At 72.6% G+C, this 18149-nt stretch carries 12 protein-coding genes; 4 read left to right on the top strand and 8 right to left on the bottom strand.

Annotated features, from left to right (window positions below; genetic code table 11):
* Positions 1–47: 47 nt before the first annotated feature.
* Genes MKW14_RS10560 through MKW14_RS10540 form a run of 5 tightly spaced genes read right to left on the bottom strand, consistent with a single transcriptional unit; the run spans position 48 to position 9173 of the window.
* Entirely contained in the window at positions 48–2015 is a 1968-nt protein-coding gene (locus MKW14_RS10560) for a PIG-L family deacetylase (RefSeq protein WP_240861475.1), read from the bottom strand.
* Positions 2016–2047: 32 nt separating this feature from the next.
* Positions 2048–4144, bottom strand: coding sequence for a glycosyltransferase family 4 protein (locus tag MKW14_RS10555; RefSeq protein WP_240861472.1), 2097 nt, complete (start codon positions 4142–4144; stop codon positions 2048–2050).
* Positions 4141–5898 (bottom strand): stealth family protein, encoded by a 1758-nt coding sequence (locus MKW14_RS10550; protein ID WP_240861824.1) that lies wholly within the window; start codon positions 5896–5898, stop codon positions 4141–4143. Before MKW14_RS10550 ends, MKW14_RS10555 begins: the two co-directional genes overlap by 4 nt.
* A gap of 2 nt (positions 5899–5900) precedes the next feature.
* Complete coding sequence (locus MKW14_RS10545) at positions 5901–7526, bottom strand: stealth family protein (protein WP_240861470.1); 1626 nt, start codon at positions 7524–7526, stop codon at positions 5901–5903.
* A gap of 15 nt (positions 7527–7541) precedes the next feature.
* Positions 7542–9173, bottom strand: a complete 1632-nt coding sequence (locus MKW14_RS10540; RefSeq protein ID WP_240861468.1) for a stealth family protein — start codon at positions 9171–9173, stop codon at positions 7542–7544.
* Positions 9174–9477: 304 nt separating this feature from the next.
* On the opposite strand from MKW14_RS10540, the gene MKW14_RS10535 reads away from it, so the two are divergent.
* Positions 9478–10581, top strand: a complete 1104-nt coding sequence (locus tag MKW14_RS10535; protein ID WP_240861466.1) for an LCP family protein — start codon at positions 9478–9480, stop codon at positions 10579–10581.
* A 489-nt stretch (positions 10582–11070) separates the two neighbouring features.
* The gene (locus MKW14_RS41525) at positions 11071–11718 is read left to right on the top strand and encodes a hypothetical protein (protein WP_374116552.1); all 648 of its coding nucleotides are present in this window, start codon (positions 11071–11073) and stop codon (positions 11716–11718) included.
* Between the two features lie 620 nt (positions 11719–12338).
* Here MKW14_RS41525 and MKW14_RS10525 read toward each other — a convergent pair.
* Both MKW14_RS10525 and MKW14_RS10520 read right to left on the bottom strand, forming a co-directional pair.
* Positions 12339–13463, bottom strand: coding sequence for a PLL family lectin (locus tag MKW14_RS10525; RefSeq protein ID WP_240861465.1), 1125 nt, complete (start codon positions 13461–13463; stop codon positions 12339–12341).
* Positions 13464–13611: 148 nt separating this feature from the next.
* The gene (locus MKW14_RS10520) at positions 13612–14631 is read right to left on the bottom strand and encodes a PLL family lectin (protein ID WP_240861462.1); all 1020 of its coding nucleotides are present in this window, start codon (positions 14629–14631) and stop codon (positions 13612–13614) included.
* Between the two features lie 149 nt (positions 14632–14780).
* Here MKW14_RS10520 and MKW14_RS10515 point away from each other — a divergent pair, with 149 nt between their 5' ends.
* Together MKW14_RS10515 and MKW14_RS10510 are read left to right on the top strand one after the other, a co-directional pair.
* Entirely contained in the window at positions 14781–15671 is an 891-nt protein-coding gene (locus MKW14_RS10515) for an NAD(P)-dependent oxidoreductase (RefSeq protein WP_240861459.1), read from the top strand.
* A gap of 27 nt (positions 15672–15698) precedes the next feature.
* Complete coding sequence (locus MKW14_RS10510) at positions 15699–16073, top strand: NTP pyrophosphohydrolase (protein ID WP_240861457.1); 375 nt, start codon at positions 15699–15701, stop codon at positions 16071–16073.
* A gap of 504 nt (positions 16074–16577) precedes the next feature.
* Here MKW14_RS10510 and MKW14_RS10505 read toward each other — a convergent pair.
* On the bottom strand, positions 16578–18071 hold the full coding sequence (locus MKW14_RS10505) for an amino acid permease (protein WP_240861455.1): 1494 nt from the start codon (positions 18069–18071) through the stop codon (positions 16578–16580).
* Positions 18072–18149 lie beyond the last annotated feature (78 nt).

Raw genomic sequence — 18149 nt, 5'->3', positions numbered from 1 at the left:
GGAGGGCCCCCGCTTTCGGCGGGGGCCCTCTCTGCTTCACCGGAGCGCTACGACAGCCACGGTCCCAGCGGGCTGCCCACCGTCGGGGAGAGCTGGCGGCGTACGTGGAGCTCGCCGTCCGTGCCGATGACGGCCACGACGAGCGCGCCCGCCGCGTCGTATGCCATCGCCGGGGCCTGGGCGAACATCTCGCCGGACTCGTGCCAGTGCGTGCCGGAGACCTTCTTGTCCCGGTCGGGCAGCGAGACGACGAGCCGGCCGCGGCTGCCGCGGTGGGCCAGGAAGGCCTCGCGGGCGCCGCGCTCGGGCGCCCACAGCGCGGCGACGGCTCCGGTGCCGCCGTGGCCGCCGAGGCCCGCGCCGGAGCCGGGCCAGCGGCCGTCGGCGTGCTGGCGGTAGGCCATGACCTGCTGGGTGCCAGCCTCCCGGAAGTAGAGGCAGGTGCGGCCGGCGCCGGAGTCGACGGCGGTGATGCCGCCGGTGGCCGGGCGGCCCGTCTGGAGGGTGTCGTCGAGGACGAAGGGGCCGCCGGGTTCCGACTGGTGCCAGCGCCAGACCGTGTTCTTGCCCGGTACGTACAGCTCGACCGTGCCGCGCTCGGTGGTCAGGGCCGTGCCCGCGTCCTGGAGGAACCTGCCGCCGAGGTTCTCCCAGGGCTGCCAGGTGCCGTCGGCCTCCCGGCGGCGGCAGCTGATGCCCTGGTCGAAGTTGCGGACGAAGACATAGAGGCGGCCGGCCGCGTCGACCGCGGCCGAGGGCACGCCCGCCTCGCGCTGGCGGCGGCCGTCGCCGTGCGCCCAGTCGGGGTTCTCCAGGGTCTGCCAGCCGTTGAAGCCGTTGCCGCCGGGGTCCTGCACGGTGTGCACGACGTCCACGGTGACCCCGCCGCCGACGACGTTCTGGCGGCGCAGTCCGACGAGTTCGGCCGGGCCGCCGGGCAGACCGGTCACGGCGAGGGTGGGGGCGATCCAGCCGTCGCCGAGCACGAACGGGCCCTTCCACTCGCCGCTCGCCGGACCGGTCTCCGTCCAGAAGGCGAGCCGCCCGGCCAGCACCCCGAAGGCGTTGAGCCGCCCGCCCGGGCCCAGCCGCAGCCAGTTCGTGGTCGGCGAGTAGCGGTAGGCGGCGCTCATCATGTGCGTGGAGCGGTACGGGTTGGGCCCGAGCTGCCGGTCGCCGCAGGTCTGGCAGGTGCCGTGCGGACAGACCGTGGGGGCGTCGATGCCTCCGTACGTCGCCAGGTACTCGGCCTTCTCCGCCGCCGCGGCCGAGTCGAGGTTGAAGCCCCAGAAGCGGTTGGCGTAGGCGCGGTAGTGCTCGACGACCGGGTTGTGGCCGGCCTCCCGGTGCCGGGTGAGGGCGGCGAGCGCGAACTGGGTGGTGGTCGCGTGGTCGACGTGGTCGGAGCAGACGAACTCCGGCTTGCCGCCGTCGTGTTCGGGGTCCGGGTCCATGGTGCGGACGGTGGTGGGGCGGAGGTGGTCGAGCAGCGCGGCCAGAGCGCCGATCAGCTGTTCGCGGGTGACGTGCTGGACCTCGCCGACGGTGCAGCCGTGCACCGGCAGGGTGGCCTGGGTGCGCAGGGCGCCCTCCCACAGGTCGTGCAGCCGGGTGCGGGTGCCGCGGTCGGTGGGGGCGCCCTGGTGCACTTGGAGGAAGTAGAGCGAAACGTCGTCGTGGTCGACGAGGTTAAAGCGTTCCGCGGCGAATCCGGGGACCAGGTCGACGGGTTCGCGCCGCCAGGGGTGGTCGCGGTCGCCGGTGGCCATGCGGGCGTACGCGGAGCGCAGTCCGCAGCCCCGCTCGGTGCTGTAGCGGGCGAAGTCCGGTGCGACGGCGGGGCGTTGGGGCTCGTTGGTGTCGACGTTGATGCCGTCGCCCTCGCCCGCGGTGACGATCACCGTGGTGATGCGGTCGCCGTCCTGCAGGGAGCGCACCAGGTCGGGGTTCATGAAGTACAGGTCGTCGTCCTGGTGGGCGACGATGTGCAGGATGGAGCGGGTGGGTTCGGTCATCGGCCCTCCTCGGCCGTCGGGGTCGGTCGGGCTCATCGGTCGACCACGTTCATGGCCATGGCGCCCGAGGCGGAGCAGTAGGGCCGCACCCACACCGGGCGGGCCGGGTGGACCACCGCGTACGGCGAGGCCTCCTGGCCGACCAGCGGGACGGACGGGTAGACGTAGGCGCCCTTGACGTCGGGGAAGTCCTCCAGCAGGTGGCAGACGCGCACCTTGCGGCGGTCGAACGGGTCGGGCTGCAGCCACCAGTCCCAGTCCTCCCAGCGCTCGAGGCGGTGGTCGACGACATGGCGCAGCGGTGCCTCGGCGCGGAACGCCTGACGGCCGAGAACCTCCACGGGCACGGAGAAGGTACGGCTGTGGCGGCCGCGGCGGCTGACGATGAACAGCGCGCCCGGCTCGATGCGGCGTCCGCCGGTCAGCACTCCGCGCAGGGTGACGGCGCCGTCGGCGACCTCGACCCGGGTGCACTCGGCGTGCTCCTCGCGCAGCACGGTGCGCAGCATGAGGCGGCCGTTGGGCTGGGCGTACGGGAGGTTCCAGCCGACCGGGCCGGTCGGGGGGCGGGCGACCAGGCGGGCGCGGGCGTCGATGAGGGCGCGCGTGTCGCGGACACCGGCCTTCATGTGGACGGGCGGGGACTTGGGGGCGCTCATGGTCACCTTCCAGCGGCCGTCGCCGAGTTCGTCGAGGGCGGACGGGGTGAGGACGGCGGTGTAGCGGGTGCCCCCGTTGTCGAGGTCCTTGCGGGAGGTGCGCAGGGGCAGGTCGGGGCGGCGGTCGCCGTCGGCGGGCCTGTGGCGCAGCACGAACTGCCAGCGGCGGCGGCCCTCTTCGGGCCCGTCGGCGCTGAAGCGCAGGAAGCCCGCGTCGTCGGCGGTGACGTCGACGGTGGCCGCGCCGAGGGAGACCGGGGGCACGGTGAGCTGCCGGCCGGCCGTCCTGCGGGGACCGGCGGGGGCCCGGTAGCCGCGCTCGGCGGCGGCCCGGCGGCGGGCGGCGTCCTCGAAGAGCTCCATGTAGCGGTCGGCGACGGCCGCGGGGTCGTAGCGGGCGGCGTTGCGCAGGGCGGCGGCGCCCATGGTGCGGCGCAGCGGCTCGTCGGCCATGAGACGGCGCAGGCCCCAGGCGATGCCCTCCACTTCGCCGTTGGGAACGAGGAAGCCGTCCTCGCCGTCGCGCAGGATCTCCCGGGGGCCGACGGGACAGTCGGTGGAGACCACCGGAAGTCCGCAGCGCATCGCCTCGACCAGCGTCATGCCGAAGGACTCGGCGCTGGAGGTGACCGCGGCGATCGAGCCCTTGGCCCACTCGGACTCGATGGGGGAGAAGCCGCCCATGAACAACGCCCGCCCGGTCAGGCCCAGTTCGGTGACCAGGGCGCGCAGCTTGCCGGCCTCGCCGCCGTCGCCGTAGATGCGCAGCTGCCAGTCGGGGAACTCCTCGGCGAGCCGGCCGAAGGCGCGGATCAGGAGGTCGTAGCGCTTGATGTGGTGCATGCGGCCGGCGCTGACGACGACCTTGCGGGAGCAGTCGGAGGGCTCGACGGACGGTTCGGGCACGCTGTTGGGGATGCCGACCACGGGAATGCCGGGGATCGGCGTGTTCTCCATGAAGGAGCGGGCGTCGGCCTCGGTGACCGTGGTGATCGCGTCGAGGCGGGGGTAGACCCGGGCCATCTCCTCGCGCACCGCGGGCGGGATGGCCAGGTGTGTCATGTGCTCCTGGGCCACGCGCAGGGCGCCGTCGCGGGTGTGGGCGGCGACGAAGAGGTTGAGGCTGGGGCGGGTGCCGACGACCACGTCGGCGGTGGTCTTCTGCAGGTCGCGGATGATGCGGCCGTCGGTGAAGCGGCTGTACTGGGCGTAGAACTCCTCCTGGCGCGGCACCACTTCGCTGGGTTCGCCGCTGCCGGCGGCGCCGCGGTCGGCGGAGCCGGGGCGCAGGTCGACCAGGGCGCGGACGGTGATGCGCGGGGAGATCTCGAACTTGGTGGCGGTGGCCCGCCGGAACACCGAGACGATCTCCACCTCGTGGTGGACGGAGAGCGCCTCGGCGAGGTTGATGACCGTGCGGTTGGTGCCGCCGATGCCGTAGATGTTGTTGATCAGGAAGGAGATCTTCACCGGACCTCGCCCTCCTTGCGCTCGAAGGGACTGGGCACCGGGTAGTAGGCGCGCAGGAAGGTCTTGAGCATCTGCGTCTGGCGGTCCACGTCGTGGCCGTCGGAGAGCGTGTCGTTGATGCAGAACGCCTGCCGGTCGCGGCGCGCCAGCAGGATGCCGAGGCGGCGCTGGATCTCCGGCTTGGCGAGGTCGAGGTAGGCGAAGCTGATGTTGGAGGGCACGGCGCGGCCGGTGAAGTAGGCGTAGTAGTGGTACAGCGAGGACGGGATGGAGATGTCGGTGGCGCTGCGGAAGCGGCTGTGCGACGTGGCGCGGTGCTCCTCGGCGAACTCGTGCTCGATCTCCGCGAGGACGCTGCGCCGCAGCGCGTAGGGGGCGTGCCGCAGCTTCTGCACGATGGCGGTGCCGAAGTGGTCCTGCAGCAGGCGCCGGTTGTTCTTGCCGGCCGCGTCGACCGGGCGGTCCACGGGGGTCAGGTCCCACCGGGGCACCTGGGAGGGCGAGAAGAAGGTGCGGGTCATGCCGTTGGAGAGGAAGAAGTCCTGCGGGGTGACGGGGCTGCCGAGGAACATGTCGTCGTTGAAGTAGAGGAAGTGCTCGGACAGTCCCTTGATGTGGTGCAGCCGGCTCTCGATGGCGTGCGAGTTGAAGGTGGGCAGCGCGGCCGGGTCGTCGAAGATCTCCGAGTGGTCGACGACCGTGAGGCGCGGGTGGCCGTCGTTCAGCCAGGCCGGGCGCTGACGGTCCGTCACCACGTAGACGTGGCGCACCCAGGGGGCGTTCTGCTCCAGCGCACGCAGGGAGTAGCGCAGTTCGTCGCGGCTGATGTAGCGGGCGGCGTTCGCGGACTCGGTGTGGTAGCCGTGGTCGCCGTACGCGCCGCGCCGCCGCTGCCACGCGAGGTCGCTGCCGTCGACCCAGGTGTAGACGACGTCGACGGGGAAGCGCACGTCCTCGGGCAGCGCGTCGGCGCAGGGCCCGATGGTGCGCACCGAGCGGGTGCGGCGGGTGTGCAGGGCGGCGAAGCCGGTGAGCCGGCTGACGGGCACGGTGACCCGGGGCTCGTCGGGGGCGACGTCCTCGGTGACGCGGTTGGGGCGCGGGGCGAGCAGGCGGCCGTCCTCGGGTCGCCAGAACTCGATGTCGCAGCCGTGCTCCAGGCCGAGCACCAGGGAGCCGGCCGGGTCGCTCCACACCATGCCGACGCGCAGCACGTCCGCCTCCCGGGCCAGGTGCCGGCCGGCCCGGGAGCCGGCCAGCACGGTGCGGCCCTGCGGGGACTCGCCCCGGCAGGCCCGCAGATGCACGGGGCTGCGCTCGGCGCACCGCTCCAGCGCCTGGCCCACCCGCTCGCGGTCGGCCTCGGCGACGGCCAGGCAGGAGCGGAAGTCGGAGGCGCCGCGCACGGCGAAGTAGTCGACGCCGATCTCCTCGAGGGCGGTGACGACGAGTTCGAGGTTGGCCTCGCGCAGGCCGAGCGGCGACACGGTCGGCCGTACCAGCGCGATCCGCGCGCCGTGCCCGGCGAGGGCGGTGAGCCGCTCTCCCGCGCCGGACAGGTGCGGCCAGCGGCGGCGGGCGCGGGCACCGCGGACGACACGGGCGATCAGGTTCACGGTGTGCAGCCGGCGCAGCAGCTGCTTGAGCGCCATCCGCAGACGCGGCGGGACACGGCGCGCGATACGGCGTCTGAGGCCGGCGGGAACCAGCGTGCGGTACGCGCCGACCGCGGCGGACGCCTCGGGGTTGCCCATGCTCACGGCTGCCGGACCGCCTCGTCGCGTCGGTCGCCGCTCCGGTCGCTCTCGAAGGGGCTCGGGACGGGGAAGTAGCGGTGCAGGAAGCGCACCACGGCCCCGGTGCCGCCGCGGGCGCGCGCCTCGTCGGTGCCGAGGCCGAACAGCTGGATCTGCTGGGTGTCCCGGCGGACCAGGAGCCGCTCCAGGTGGGTGGCGATGCCGGGCAGCGCCGCGTGCAGCGCCACGGAGGCCTCGCCGGAGGGGTCGGCGAGGCCCGCGCTGTGGCCGAGGTGGTGGACCACGCCGTCCAGCGGGTGCGTCCCCGGTACGGCGGGCAGCCGCTGGATGTCGTCGCTGGGCACCGGGGCGGCGCCGGTCGCGGCCAGGCGGGCGAGCGTCTCGGCGCGGTGCGGCTGCGGGCCGTGCGCGTAGCCGTGGGCGGCGACCCGGCCGGTGGCCGAGTAGGCGGCGCGGGTCCACGGGGCGAAGGACTCCTGGGCGTTCCAGGGGCCGCGCCGGGGGCGGCTCGCGCCGTTCGGGGTGAAGTAGTCGAAGGGGCGGACCGGCCGGCCGAGCAGAGCGCCGGGGCGCAGCAGCAGGAACTGCTCGGCGACGTCCGGCAGTTGGTGCAGATGCCACTCGGAGCCGGGCCGGGCGCGGACCACGGTGAGCCGGTCGTCGGCCTTCAGCCAGGCCGGCGGCTCCGCCTCGGCGACCACATGGACGACGTCCACCCAGGGCGCGTACTGGTGCAGGGAGCGCAGCGCGGCCCGCAGCAGCTCCTCGCCCCACGGGGTGGGGTGCTGCCAGAGCAGGACCGCGTCGACGGGGAAGGTGATCTCCTCCAGCCGTACGACGTCGAAGTTCTCCAGCGTGATCGTCGGCACCAGGTCGCCGTCGGTGTCGCAGTAGCCGGACAGCCGGTCCAGGCCGATCTCGATGCCGGGTGCGTCGCTGGGCACCGCGCGCTGGACGCGGTTGGGGCGCGGGCCGATCAGCCGCTCGGTGGGCAGGTCGGTGTTGGTGGCCCAGAACTCGATCTCGATGCCCTGGTCCTCCCCCACCCAGAGGCTCTCGGTGGGCTCGGTGCGCAGCCAGGTCAGCCGGATCACCTTGGCCTTGCCGTAGTGCTTCCACGCCTTCACATGGCTGCCCGGGACGTCCTGGATGTCCTTCTGGGCGGGCGAGACGGAGACGACGTATCCCGTGTGTTCCTCCAGCAAGGCGCGCAGGACGCGGCGTACGGCGCCCTTGTCCCGCTGGTCGACGGCCAGGCAGATCCGGCGGTCGTCGAGGGCCGGCACCGCGAACCAGGGGATCTCGGCGGTGTCCAGGGCCTGGGTGACCAGGTCGTGGTCGAGGTGGCGGGCCAGGTCGGGGGTGAGGCCGGTGTGGACATGGCCGACCCTGCCGTCGGGTGCCTGGGTACGGCGCTCGGAGCGCCCCAGCTCCGCCCGGCGCACCCGGCGCAGGGCACGCCGGTGCAGCCGGGCCTCGCGGCGGCTGAGCGTCCGGGCCAGGCGGCGCTTGACCTTGCGGCGTACGCGCACGGGGACCGTGGTCGCGGCGGCGGAGCGTACGGGCTGGGGGACGAGGCGTTTGTAGACGTTGGCCGCGGAGCTCATGGACGTCGGGTCCGGCACGTCATGAACTCCGTTTCATCGCTCGTGGGGGCTTGGGGTGGGGAAGTAGGCGTTGAGGAAGCCGTCCAGCAACTCCTGCTGCGCCTCGATGTCCTCGGGTGTCGAGAAGGCGTCGTTGAGACAGAAGGTGTCCTGGTCACGGCCGTCCAGCAGCCGTTTCAGTCGGTCCGCGAGGTCCGGCACGGCGAGCTGGAGGTAGGTGAAGGGCATCGAGCCCGGTTGTCCCCGGCCGGTCAGCGCCGCGTAGTACAGCGCGAACGACGAGGTCGGCGACAGGTCGGTCATCGCGCGGAACCTGCTGGCCGCCGTGCGCGCCCAGGCCTCGGGGAAGTCCCGCTCGGCCTCCTCCATCGCGCTGCGACGGATCGCGTACGGGATGTGCTCCATCGGCTGGGTGATCACTCTGCCGAAACGTTCCAGCAGCAAAGCCCGGTTGTTCTTGCACGCCGCGTCCACGGGGGTGTCGGTCTCGACGACCGGGCCCTGCGGGATGCGGTTGCGCGAGGGGAAGTAGCGGGCGGTGCCGCTGGGCGTGAAGAAGGCGTGCGGGGCCACCGGGCGGCCCATGAACATGTCGTCGTTGAAGTACAGGAAGTGCTCGGCCAGGCCCTCGATGTGGTGCAGCTGCGACTCGATCGCGTGCGAGTTGAACACCGGCAGCACGGAGCGGTCGCGGAATATCTCGCGGTGGGTGGCGATGCGCAGCCCGGGCACGTCCTCGCGCAGCCAGTCCGGGACCTGGTCGTCGGTGACGACGTAGACGTTGCGGATCCAGGGCGCGAACAGGTGCAGCGAGCGCACCGAGTAGCGCAGTTCGTCGCGGCTGATGAAGCGGGCGTCGCTGGCCGACTCGGCGTGGTAGACCTCGCCCTTGGCCTGGGCCTTGCGCTGCTTCCAGGCCGGGTCGTTGCCGTCGACCCACGTGTAGACGGCGTCGACGGGGAAAGCGATGTCGTCGGCGCAGTTCACCAGGAACTCGGGGCGGGTGGCGAGCGCGGGCGCGAGGTGGCGCGGGGTCCAGTCCGAGACGAATCGGCTGAACAGCCGGGCGGAGCCGAGCACGTTCTGGCCGTCGGCGGCGACGGCCCAGGTGGCGCGGTTGGCGCGCGGGGCGACGAGATACGTGCCGTCGCGCTGCCAGAACTCGATCGCGCAGCCGTACTCGTGGCCGAGCAGCAGATGCCGGCCCGGGTCGGTGCGGTACCAGCTGATCTGCAGGATCCGGGCGGCGGAGACCTCGCGCCAGGCCTTCGGGTCGCGGGTGGAGACCGGCTTGGGCGGGCGGGGCGCGTCGGGGTCGATCACGCTGAGGTGCCCCGGGTACTGGCCGAGTCCGCGGAACACCACGCCCAGCACCCGCTCGCGGTCCTCCTCGGCGACGGCGACGACCGTGCCGTGATCGACGGTGCCGCGGACGGCGAAGTGAGGGACGCCGGCCGAGTCGAGCAGGGCGGTGAGAGCGGAGCGGTTGGCCTCGCGGGCCGACAGCGGGGTCAGGCCGGGCTCGACGTAGACGTCACCGTGCTCCGCGGTGACGGTGGTCGGGCCGGTCCGGGCGGCGGGCCGGCGAGCGGGGGCGCCTTGCGAGGCCTGGCCTCCCGCGCTGCCCGCCCCGTGCCGCAGAGCATGCTCGGATACGGTCGTCACGTCGCTCGCCCCCCACGGGCTGACGCACGCATCAGCACGGCCCCCTTTGCGACCACGTAAGACAACGGCAAATCGCCGCCCGCGGTTCATACCGAATATTAAACCTTCACAGGACCGGCACATCATCAGCAAGCGCTCACACTGCTGTCAACAGCAGTCAGAAATGACAGAAAACACATACAACCCTTACGTCACGTTGAACGTCTGACGACCGGTGGACGACCGTCCGCCGCCGCAGACGGGCCCGGCCTCTCCCCCCACTCGTGCCCCGAGCCACCTGGTCGAGGAGAGAGGACCGACGCACATGACGCACGCCCTGACGGAGACGGGCTCCCAGGGAACGCGCCGCGCACCGTCCGGCCGCCGGGCCGCCAGGCCGCCGCGCCGGCGCCGTCGCGTCTGGCGCTGGATCGCGCTCGCGCTGGTGCTGCTCGTGCTCGCCGCGGGCGGCGTCGGCTACTGGCTGTACAGCGATCTGAACGGCAACATCAAGGGCGTCGACCTGGAGAAGGCGATCGGCGACGACCGCCCGGAGAAGCTCCCCACGTCCGGTCAGAACCTCCTGGTCCTGGGCTCCGACTCGCGGGCAGGCGCCAACGCGTCGCTGAACACGGGCAAGGTCTCCGGGGCGCGCTCCGACACCGCGCTGGTGATCCACATACCCGAGGGCCGCCGGAAGGCCGTCGCGGTGAGCATCCCGCGCGACACTCTGGTGACGCGTCCCGAGTGCACGGCGAAGAACGGCTCGACGCTGCCGTCGGCGAAGCGTGTGATGTTCAACTCGGTCTACTCGCTGGCCGGTCCCGCGTGCGTGGTGAAGACGGTCGAGCAGATGTCGGGGGTCCGGATGGACCACTTCGTGGAGATCGACTTCGCGGGCTTCAAGGGGCTGGTCGACGCGATCGGCGGGGTGACCGTCACCGTCGGCCAGGACATCCACGACAAGTCCAGCGGGCTGGACCTGGCCAAGGGCACGCACCGGCTCGACGGCACGCAGTCGCTGCAGTTCGTGCGCACCCGGCACGGCATCGGTGACGGCAGCGACCTGGGCCGCATCGGCCTGCAGCAGAAGTTCATGATCGCCCTGCTGGCCGAGATCAAGAAGCAGGACCTGCTCGGCAGCCCCACCAAGGCGTACAGGATCGCAAACAGTCTCACCGAGTCCCTCACCACCGACTCGGGGCTCGCCTCCCTCACCAAGCTCGCCGAGTTCAGCCGCAGCATGAACGGCATCGACCCCGCCACGATGGAGACGATCATGCTCCCGGTCCGCTACGACACCCAGGACCCGAACCGCGTGGTCGCCGCCCAGCCCCAGTCCGGGCAGCTGTGGCAGGCCTTGCGCCAGGACAAGGAGATCCCGGCCGCGGCGAAGAAGTCGCCGGCGACGGGGGGTTCGGCGTCCTGAGAGCCTGCGTCACCTGCCCGGCCGATCCGGTTCCGCGCGCCACGGGCGGCCATCGCCCGGCGGCGCGCGGTCTGATCCAGCAGGAAGGACCCGGCGAGCTGTCTCGTCCGGGTCCTCGGTCAAGTGGCCGAAGCGCCTGCGCTGTTCCTCGCTCAGAAAATTGGTGGGCACCGGCCCGCTCCTTGATCGTTGGCGTGATTCGCGCGCGACAGTGCCAGGTGCCCCCGCAGAGTATGAGGTGATCCCCGATTCCAGCCCAGAGCATCACCCCATGTGATAGACGGGGCGGGCCGGACGGCAGCGACCTCGGCAGCGCTCCCGGGGAAGGGCGTCGCCGCGCCTCCCGCAGCGATGGAAGTGCGCGACCCCCGCCGGCCGCCGGGCCGTCCGTGAGCCCGATCAGCTGCGAGTGATGCCCAGGCCGCGGGTGCGGGGGCTGTCGGACAATTGTGTCGAGGAGTCCGGCCGGGCCGATCCAGGGTCGGCGCCATGGTCTCCATGAAGCTCTTCGACTCCGAGCGCCGCGTTGTCGAGACTGCGGAACGGCTCGCCGCCACGCTCGGGAGCGACCCGAACCACACCGTGGCCGCAGCGGCGATGGACACGGCCGGAAGGATCCATGAGGCGGTCAACGTCCACCACTTCACCGGCGGTCCGTGCGCCGAGCTCGTCGTACTCGGTGCCGCCGCCGCAGCGGGAGCCGGCCCGCTCGTCACCATCGCCGCCGCGGGAGATCAAGGTCGCGGCCTCATCCCGCCGTGCGGTCGCTGCCGCCAAGCGCTTCTCGACCTCCATCCCGACATCTTCGTCGCCGTACCGACCGACGAAGGGCCGACACTGCGGCCGATTCGGAAGCTTCTGCCGGACACCACCGTCCGCTACGACGATCCGATCGCACTGGGCCCCGCGATCTTCCTCTTCGAGGACGACGAAGCCCACCGCACGTTGAACGGCACCGTCACCGGCGTCAAACGCCACCGGCTCGATCGCCTCACCGCCGCCCAGGCCCGGCTCGACGGCGGCACGAGCATCGACGAACTCAAGAAGGGGCTCCAGGGCCACTATCCCGGCTTGCCCTCCGATGCCGAGGTCGAAGTTGTGACGTTTACCGTCGAAGCGCCTGACGCCGTGCAGTGATACGGCCATCGGGCCGATGCCGATGCGCCGCTCCCGGGGGTGCTCCGAGCAGGACGACTCGCTACGGGGGTCTCGCCCGCGAGGGTGTTGACGCGGTTGCGTACTCGCGGCGGGCCTTTCGCTGAGCCGGGACGCCCTGGGCGCCACCTGGTCGCGGTGGAGGACGTCGAGCACGTCGAGGATGTGCCCGGTACCGCGTACGAGGCGGAGCATCTCGGAGATGTGCACGGTCGCCCGGCCGCGCGTAGGTGAGCAGTTCGCGGAACTCCGGGCGCTGGAGCGGGTGGAGGCGGCTGGAGGTGCCCGCGTCCTCCTCGAAGACGACCGGGTCCTCGATGGCAGCCTCGTCCAGGACCAGGTGTCGCCGGGCGGTCGACTGCTGGTCGGTCGAGACCCGCTTGAAGACAAGGTTCGCCACCGTGGGGCCCTTCCGTACGGAGGACCGGACCCTGTCTGTCGTCAAACCCTGTCAGCAATCACCATCGGATCTGATTGGATTCGGACTGCCGAGAACTCCCGCCCCCCACGCCCTTGAGGCAGCGGGAGAGTGCGTGCCAGACATCGCGCGCCCGGCCGGGGATGTGACACGGGCTCTGACGGCCGCCCCGGCCGAGCAGTCGTCAAACCCGGGTCGACGGGGACAGGGCCAGGCCCGGGCCTCCGGACTGGCGGGCGATGTGGAGGGCGCCGTCGGCGGTGACGGTGGCCAGGACGACGCGGCCGTGGGCGTCCAGGGCCAGGGCCGGGGCGCCGACGGACTGTTCGCCGGTCGGGGCCCACCACAGGCCCGCCTGTTCGTTCTCGGCGCCGCATACGGCGAGCATGACCTGGCCGTCGGGGCCACGATGGGCCAGCACCGTGCAGTCGAAACCGTCGAGCGTCGCACGCAGCAGCGTCAGGGGGTCGCCGGCCGGGGCCCCGCCGAGCGGGATCAGCCAGCCGCCGGGGCGGTGGGCGACGAACTGTCCCGTGTCCTGGTCGGTCCAGTAGTACGTCGCCCGGTCCGGCGCCGTCTCCAGGGCCGCCGCCGTGCCCGGCGTCACCCGCAGCGCGAGGTCCGGCTCCTGCCGGAAGTCGCCGTCGGCCTCCGGCTGCCGCCACCACATGGCGTCCTGGGCGCCGCCCGCAAGCACCTCGATGCGCCCGGAGCCATGGGCGACGACGGCAAGTCCGTCCTGCACTCCGCTGCCCTTGAGGTCCTCCCAGGGCTGCCACTTCCCGCTCGGTCCCTCCCGACGCAGCATCAGCCCATGGCCCGCGTTGCGCACGAAGACATGCACCCGGCCCGACCCGCTCACCGCCCCCACGGGTATGCCGAAACGCGCGGCCTTCTCCCGGTCTTGGTGCGGATTGCCGAGCGAGCGCCACTCGGTGACCGGACGGCCGGTCTGGTACTGGATGGCGTGCACGATGTCGACGGCGGGCGGCCCGTCGCCCTTGCGTGTCTCGCGCCGGCCCAGGAAGTGGACGTAGGTGTCCGCGCCCTGGACGATCGAGAGCTGGGTGAGGTCCGCCACCGGGAAGAACTCGGGTCCCGTCCAGTGCGGGCCGCCCGGCCGGGCCTCGGTCCAACGCAGCAGACCGCCGCGGGTGCGGGCGTAAGCAGTCAGCCTGCCGTCCTTGCCGAGCACCAGCCAGCGGCCCTCCACGGTCGCCTCGGCCGCCTGCCGCCCGGTCGCCTCGGGTACGACTACGCTGTCGGCCGCTCTGCGTCGGGCGGCGCCGCGCCCGGATCCGGTCCGCATGACGTGGCCCGCCCCTTCCCTGCCGCCCGGCGAGGCTGACCTGCCCATTCCCGAACACCTGTTGCACGGGGAGGCCGAGCGCGCCCCATCATAGGTCGAACACTTGACGAACACGGAGTGACGGTCGTGTGCCCACCCTTCGCCCGGCTCAGACCTCCCGCCACGCCTCCAGCGCCAGCCCCGGTTCGTCCTTGCGGCGGGTGAGGAGGAGCACGCCGGTCGACGGGGACAGCGTCGCCGCCACCACGCGGTCGTCCTGGTCCACCGTCAGGGAGACCGTGGCGTCCGCGGGCAGCGCGGGTCCGGAGTCGGTCCACCAGGCGCCCGCCGACTCCTGCTCGGTCGGGTACGCGGCGAAGGAGACCCGGCCGGCCGCCGAGCGCTGGGCGAGCAACGTGCAGTCGTGGCCGTCGAGTTCGCAGCGGATGGCGGAGACCGGACCGGGCCCGGCGGAGGGCAGCAGCGTGACGGGCTTGGCGCCCGGGCGCCAGGCACACAGGTCGCCCGAGTCGTCGGTGTAGAAGAGCGTCGTGCTGTCGGGGGACGTGGCGAGGGCGCGCAGGGTGTCCGGGCGGACCGGTGCCTCCATCGCCTCCTCCAGCGTGGGCGTGGCGCCCGGTTCCTCCTGGCGCCAGTGCAGGATGCCGCCGGGGACGGCCGCGTACAGCTCCACGCGTCCCGACTCCCCCGTCACCGCCGCCAACTCGCCCTGGACTTCGCGTCCCTTGAGGTCCGCCCAGGGCTCCCAGCCGCCCTTCTCCTTCTGCGCGGCCAGGCTCACCCCGCCCGCCTTGTTGCGGACGAAGACATGGGCGCGGCCCTCCGCGTCGACCGTGACGGCGGGCGGGCCGGTGAGGGCGCCCTTCTTGTCGGGGTGCCCGATGGACGCCCAGTCGAGGGCCGCGAGCCGGGGCCGGAAGTGGGTGGAGTGCACCAGGCCCGCCTCACCGGCCGTCGTGGGGCGCCAGCACACCAGATGGGCGTAGAGGTCAGCGCCCTGACCGACGGCGCACGAGGACGGGTGCAGCATCTGCTCGCCGCCGGCCCTGCGCGGGTCCGTCCAGGGGCCGCCGGGGGCGCGTTCCGCCCGGCACAGCACGGCATCGTCCGTCGGGAGGTACACACTGAGCCGGCCGTCACGGCCGCGCAGAAGCCAGTCGCCGTTCACCAGTTCACTTTAAGCGGCCGCCCCGGCGCCGCGCGGTCCGGCCCCACCGAGGCGCGTGCCCCACGAGCACGAGGGGGTACTGAACCGGCAGGCTGTTCCCGAGCAGCAACGCGACCCCCGGCAACAGAAGTGAGAAGGAAGCCGATCTCATGACCGACAAGCTCACCGTGAGCGTCCTCGGTACGGGCATCATGGGCGCCGCCATGGCCCGCAACCTCGCCCGCGCCGGACACACCGTCCGCGCCTGGAACCGTACCCGCGCCAAGGCCGAGCCGCTCGCCGCGGACGGGGCGCACATCGCCGACACGCCCGCGGAGGCGGTGAGCGGCGCCGACGTCGTCCTGACCATGCTGTACGACGGTCCCGCGACCCTCGCTGTCATGCGCGAGGCCGCTTCCGGACTGCGGTCGGGCGCCGCGTGGGTGCAGTCGACCACCGCCGGGATCGACGCGGTCGCCGACCTGGCCGCGTTCGCCGCCGAAAAGGGGCTCGTCTTCTACGACGCCCCGGTGCTCGGTACGCGCCAGCCCGCCGAGGCGGGGCAGCTGACCGTGCTGGCCGCCGGGCCCGTCGAGGGACGGGGGGCGGTGGAGCCGGTGTTCGACGCGGTGGGCGCGCGGACGGTGTGGACCGGGGACGATGGCGGGGCGGGCAGCGCGACGCGGCTGAAGCTCGTGGCCAACAGCTGGGTCCTCGCGGCCACGGCGGCGGCCGGGGAGGTGCTGGCCCTGTCGAAGGCGCTGGACGTCGACCCGGCCGGCTTCTTCGACCTGATCGCGGGCGGGCCGCTGGACATGGGCTATCTGAAGGCGAAGGCCGGGATGGTCCTGGAGGGGCGGCTGTCCCCCGCGCAGTTCGCGGTGACCACCGCCGGGAAGGACGCCCGCCTCATCGTCGAGGCCGGCCGGGACAACGGCGTACGCCTGGACGTGGCCACGGCCACCGCCGAACGCATGGAACGGGCGGCGAGCCTGGGGCACGGCGAGGAGGACATGGCGGCGGCGTACTACGCGAGCTTCGAGGAGAAGCCGACGGACTGAGGTCGACGGCTGTGCGAACCTTGCCCCATGAGTGAGAGCCACCCGCTGCTGGTGATCGTCGACAGCGCCAATGTCGTCGGATCGGTGCCCGACGGGTGGTGGCGGGACCGGCGGGGAGCCGCGGAGCGGCTGCGGGACCGGCTGGCTGCGGACGGCGTGCCGGGGCACGCCGGGCCCGTGGAGATCGTGCTCGTGGTCGAGGGCGCGGCGCGCGGAGTGACGCCGGTGCCGGGCGTGGCGATCGAGTCGGCGCCGGGCAGCGGGGACGACCACATGGTCGCGCTGGTGGCGGCCGCGGCCGACCGCCCGGTCCTGGTGGTGACGGCGGACCGGGAACTGCGGCGCCGGGTGACGGAGTTGGGCGCGGAGGTGGCGGGCCCGCGGACGGTCAGACCGACCTGACCACCCACTGACCGCCGACCACGACACCGCCCTGCTGCCCGGCCGACACCGGCGTCACGAGCACCGGCCCCCTCCACCGCCGGCCCCGACCGATGGCCACCGGCCACGGACCCGGCACGCCGCCCTGCCCGATGGGACGACCAGCCGCGGGCCGGCGCGCCGCTGCGCCCGACGGGGCAACCGGCCACGGACCCGGCACGCCGCTCTGCCCGACGGGGTAACCGGCCACGCACCGGCACGCCGCTCCCCCGGACAGGACGACCAACCGCGGACCGGCACGCCGCTGCGCCCGAGGGGACGACCAGCTGCGGACCGGCACGCCGCTCCCCCGGACAGGACGACCAGCCACGGACCGGCACGCCGCTCCGCCCGACGGGGCGACCGGCACCGACCGCCGCGCCGTCCAGCCCGGCCGGCCACCCCGCAGCCGCCAGTGACACAGCCGGCCAAGCCGACTCAGCCGCCAACCTGTACCCGGCACCCGGCACCCGGCGATCCCCGTCCTCAATCAACCGCCGGCTGCTGCTCGCGGCGGGCCAGGCGGCTGTGGGTGCGGCCGTAGAGGAAGTAGACCGCGAAGCCGATGACCATCCAGATGGCGAAGCGGAGCCAGGTCTCGGCGGGGAGGTTGAGCATCAGCCACAGGGAGGCGAGCACCGACAGGATCGGCACGAAGGGGACCCACGGGGTGCGGAAGGAGCGGTCCAGGTCGGGGCGGGTGTTGCGCAGGATGATGACGCTGATCGCGACGACGATGAACGCGAAGAGCGTGCCGATGTTCACCAGTTCGGCCAGTTCGCTGAGGCTGGTGAAGCCCGCGACGATCGCGATGACCACGCCGAGCAGGATGGTCGGGCGGTACGGCGTGCGGAAGCGCGGGTGGGTGTGGGAGAAGAAGCGGGGCAGCAGCCCGTCGCGGCTCATCGCGAAGAAGACGCGGGACTGGCCCAGCAGCAGGATCATGCAGACCGTGGTCAGGCCGACCGCCGCGCCGAAGCTGATCAGACCCGCGAACCAGGGGTGCCCCGTCGCCTTGAACGCGTCGGCCAGCGGTGCGTCCACCGACAGCTTCGTGTACTTCTGCATGCCGGTCACCACGATCGACACGGCCACGTAGAGCGTCGTGCAGATGATCAGGGATCCGATGATCCCGCGCGGCACGTCCCGCTGCGGGTTGCGCGTCTCCTCCGCCGCCGTGGCGACGACGTCGAAGCCGATGAAGGCGAAGAACACCACGGACGCGGCGGTGAAGATGCCCATGACGCCGAAGTTGGAGGGCGCCCATCCGAACATCAGCTGGATCAGCGGCGCCTTGAGGTTGCCCCCCGCCTCCACGGTCTGCGCCTTGGGGATGAACGGGTCGTAGTTGCCGCCCTTGATGAAGAACGCGCCCGCGATGATGACGACGAGGACGACGGCGACCTTGATGGCGACGACGACCGAGGTGACCCGCGCGGAGAGCTTCATGCCGATGACGAGGATGGCGGTGAGCAGCAGGACGAGCGCGGCGGCGAGGATGTCGAAGCCGAAGCCGTGGGCGCCGTCCCGGCCACTGAGCGAGGCGGGCAGATGCCAGCCCGCGTTGTCCAGCAGCGAGTGGATGTAGCCGGACCAGCCGACGGCCACCACCGCCGTGCCCAGGGCCAGCTCCAGCACCAGGTCCCAGCCGATGATCCAGGCCGGGAACTCACCCAGTGACGCGTACGAGAAGGTGTACGCGGAGCCCGCGACCGGGACCGTGGAGGCGAACTCGGCGTAGCACAGCGCGGCGAGCGCGCAGACCACGCCGGCGACGACGAAGGACAGGGACACGGCGGGGCCCGCGGTGTTCTTGGCGGCCGTGCCGGTGAGGACGAAGATGCCGGTGCCGATGATGACACCGACGCCGAAGACCGTCAGATCCAGGGCGGACAGGGATTTTCGGAGCGCGTGCTCGGGCTCCTCGGTGTCCCGGATGGACTGCTCGATGTTCTTGGTCCTGAAGAGGGTGCTGCTCACGGGCGTACCTCCCACGCTGTGTCGTCCCCGACATGATCGAGAGGGGGCGATGGGGGTGCCCCCGGGTCGAGCGAAGTC

This window comes from Streptomyces gilvus, from assembly GCF_022513565.1.
GTDB lineage: Bacteria > Actinomycetota > Actinomycetes > Streptomycetales > Streptomycetaceae > Streptomyces > Streptomyces gilvus.
The sequence above is the reverse complement of the archived record's forward strand: the minus strand, read 5'-3'. Positions and strand labels throughout refer to the sequence as shown.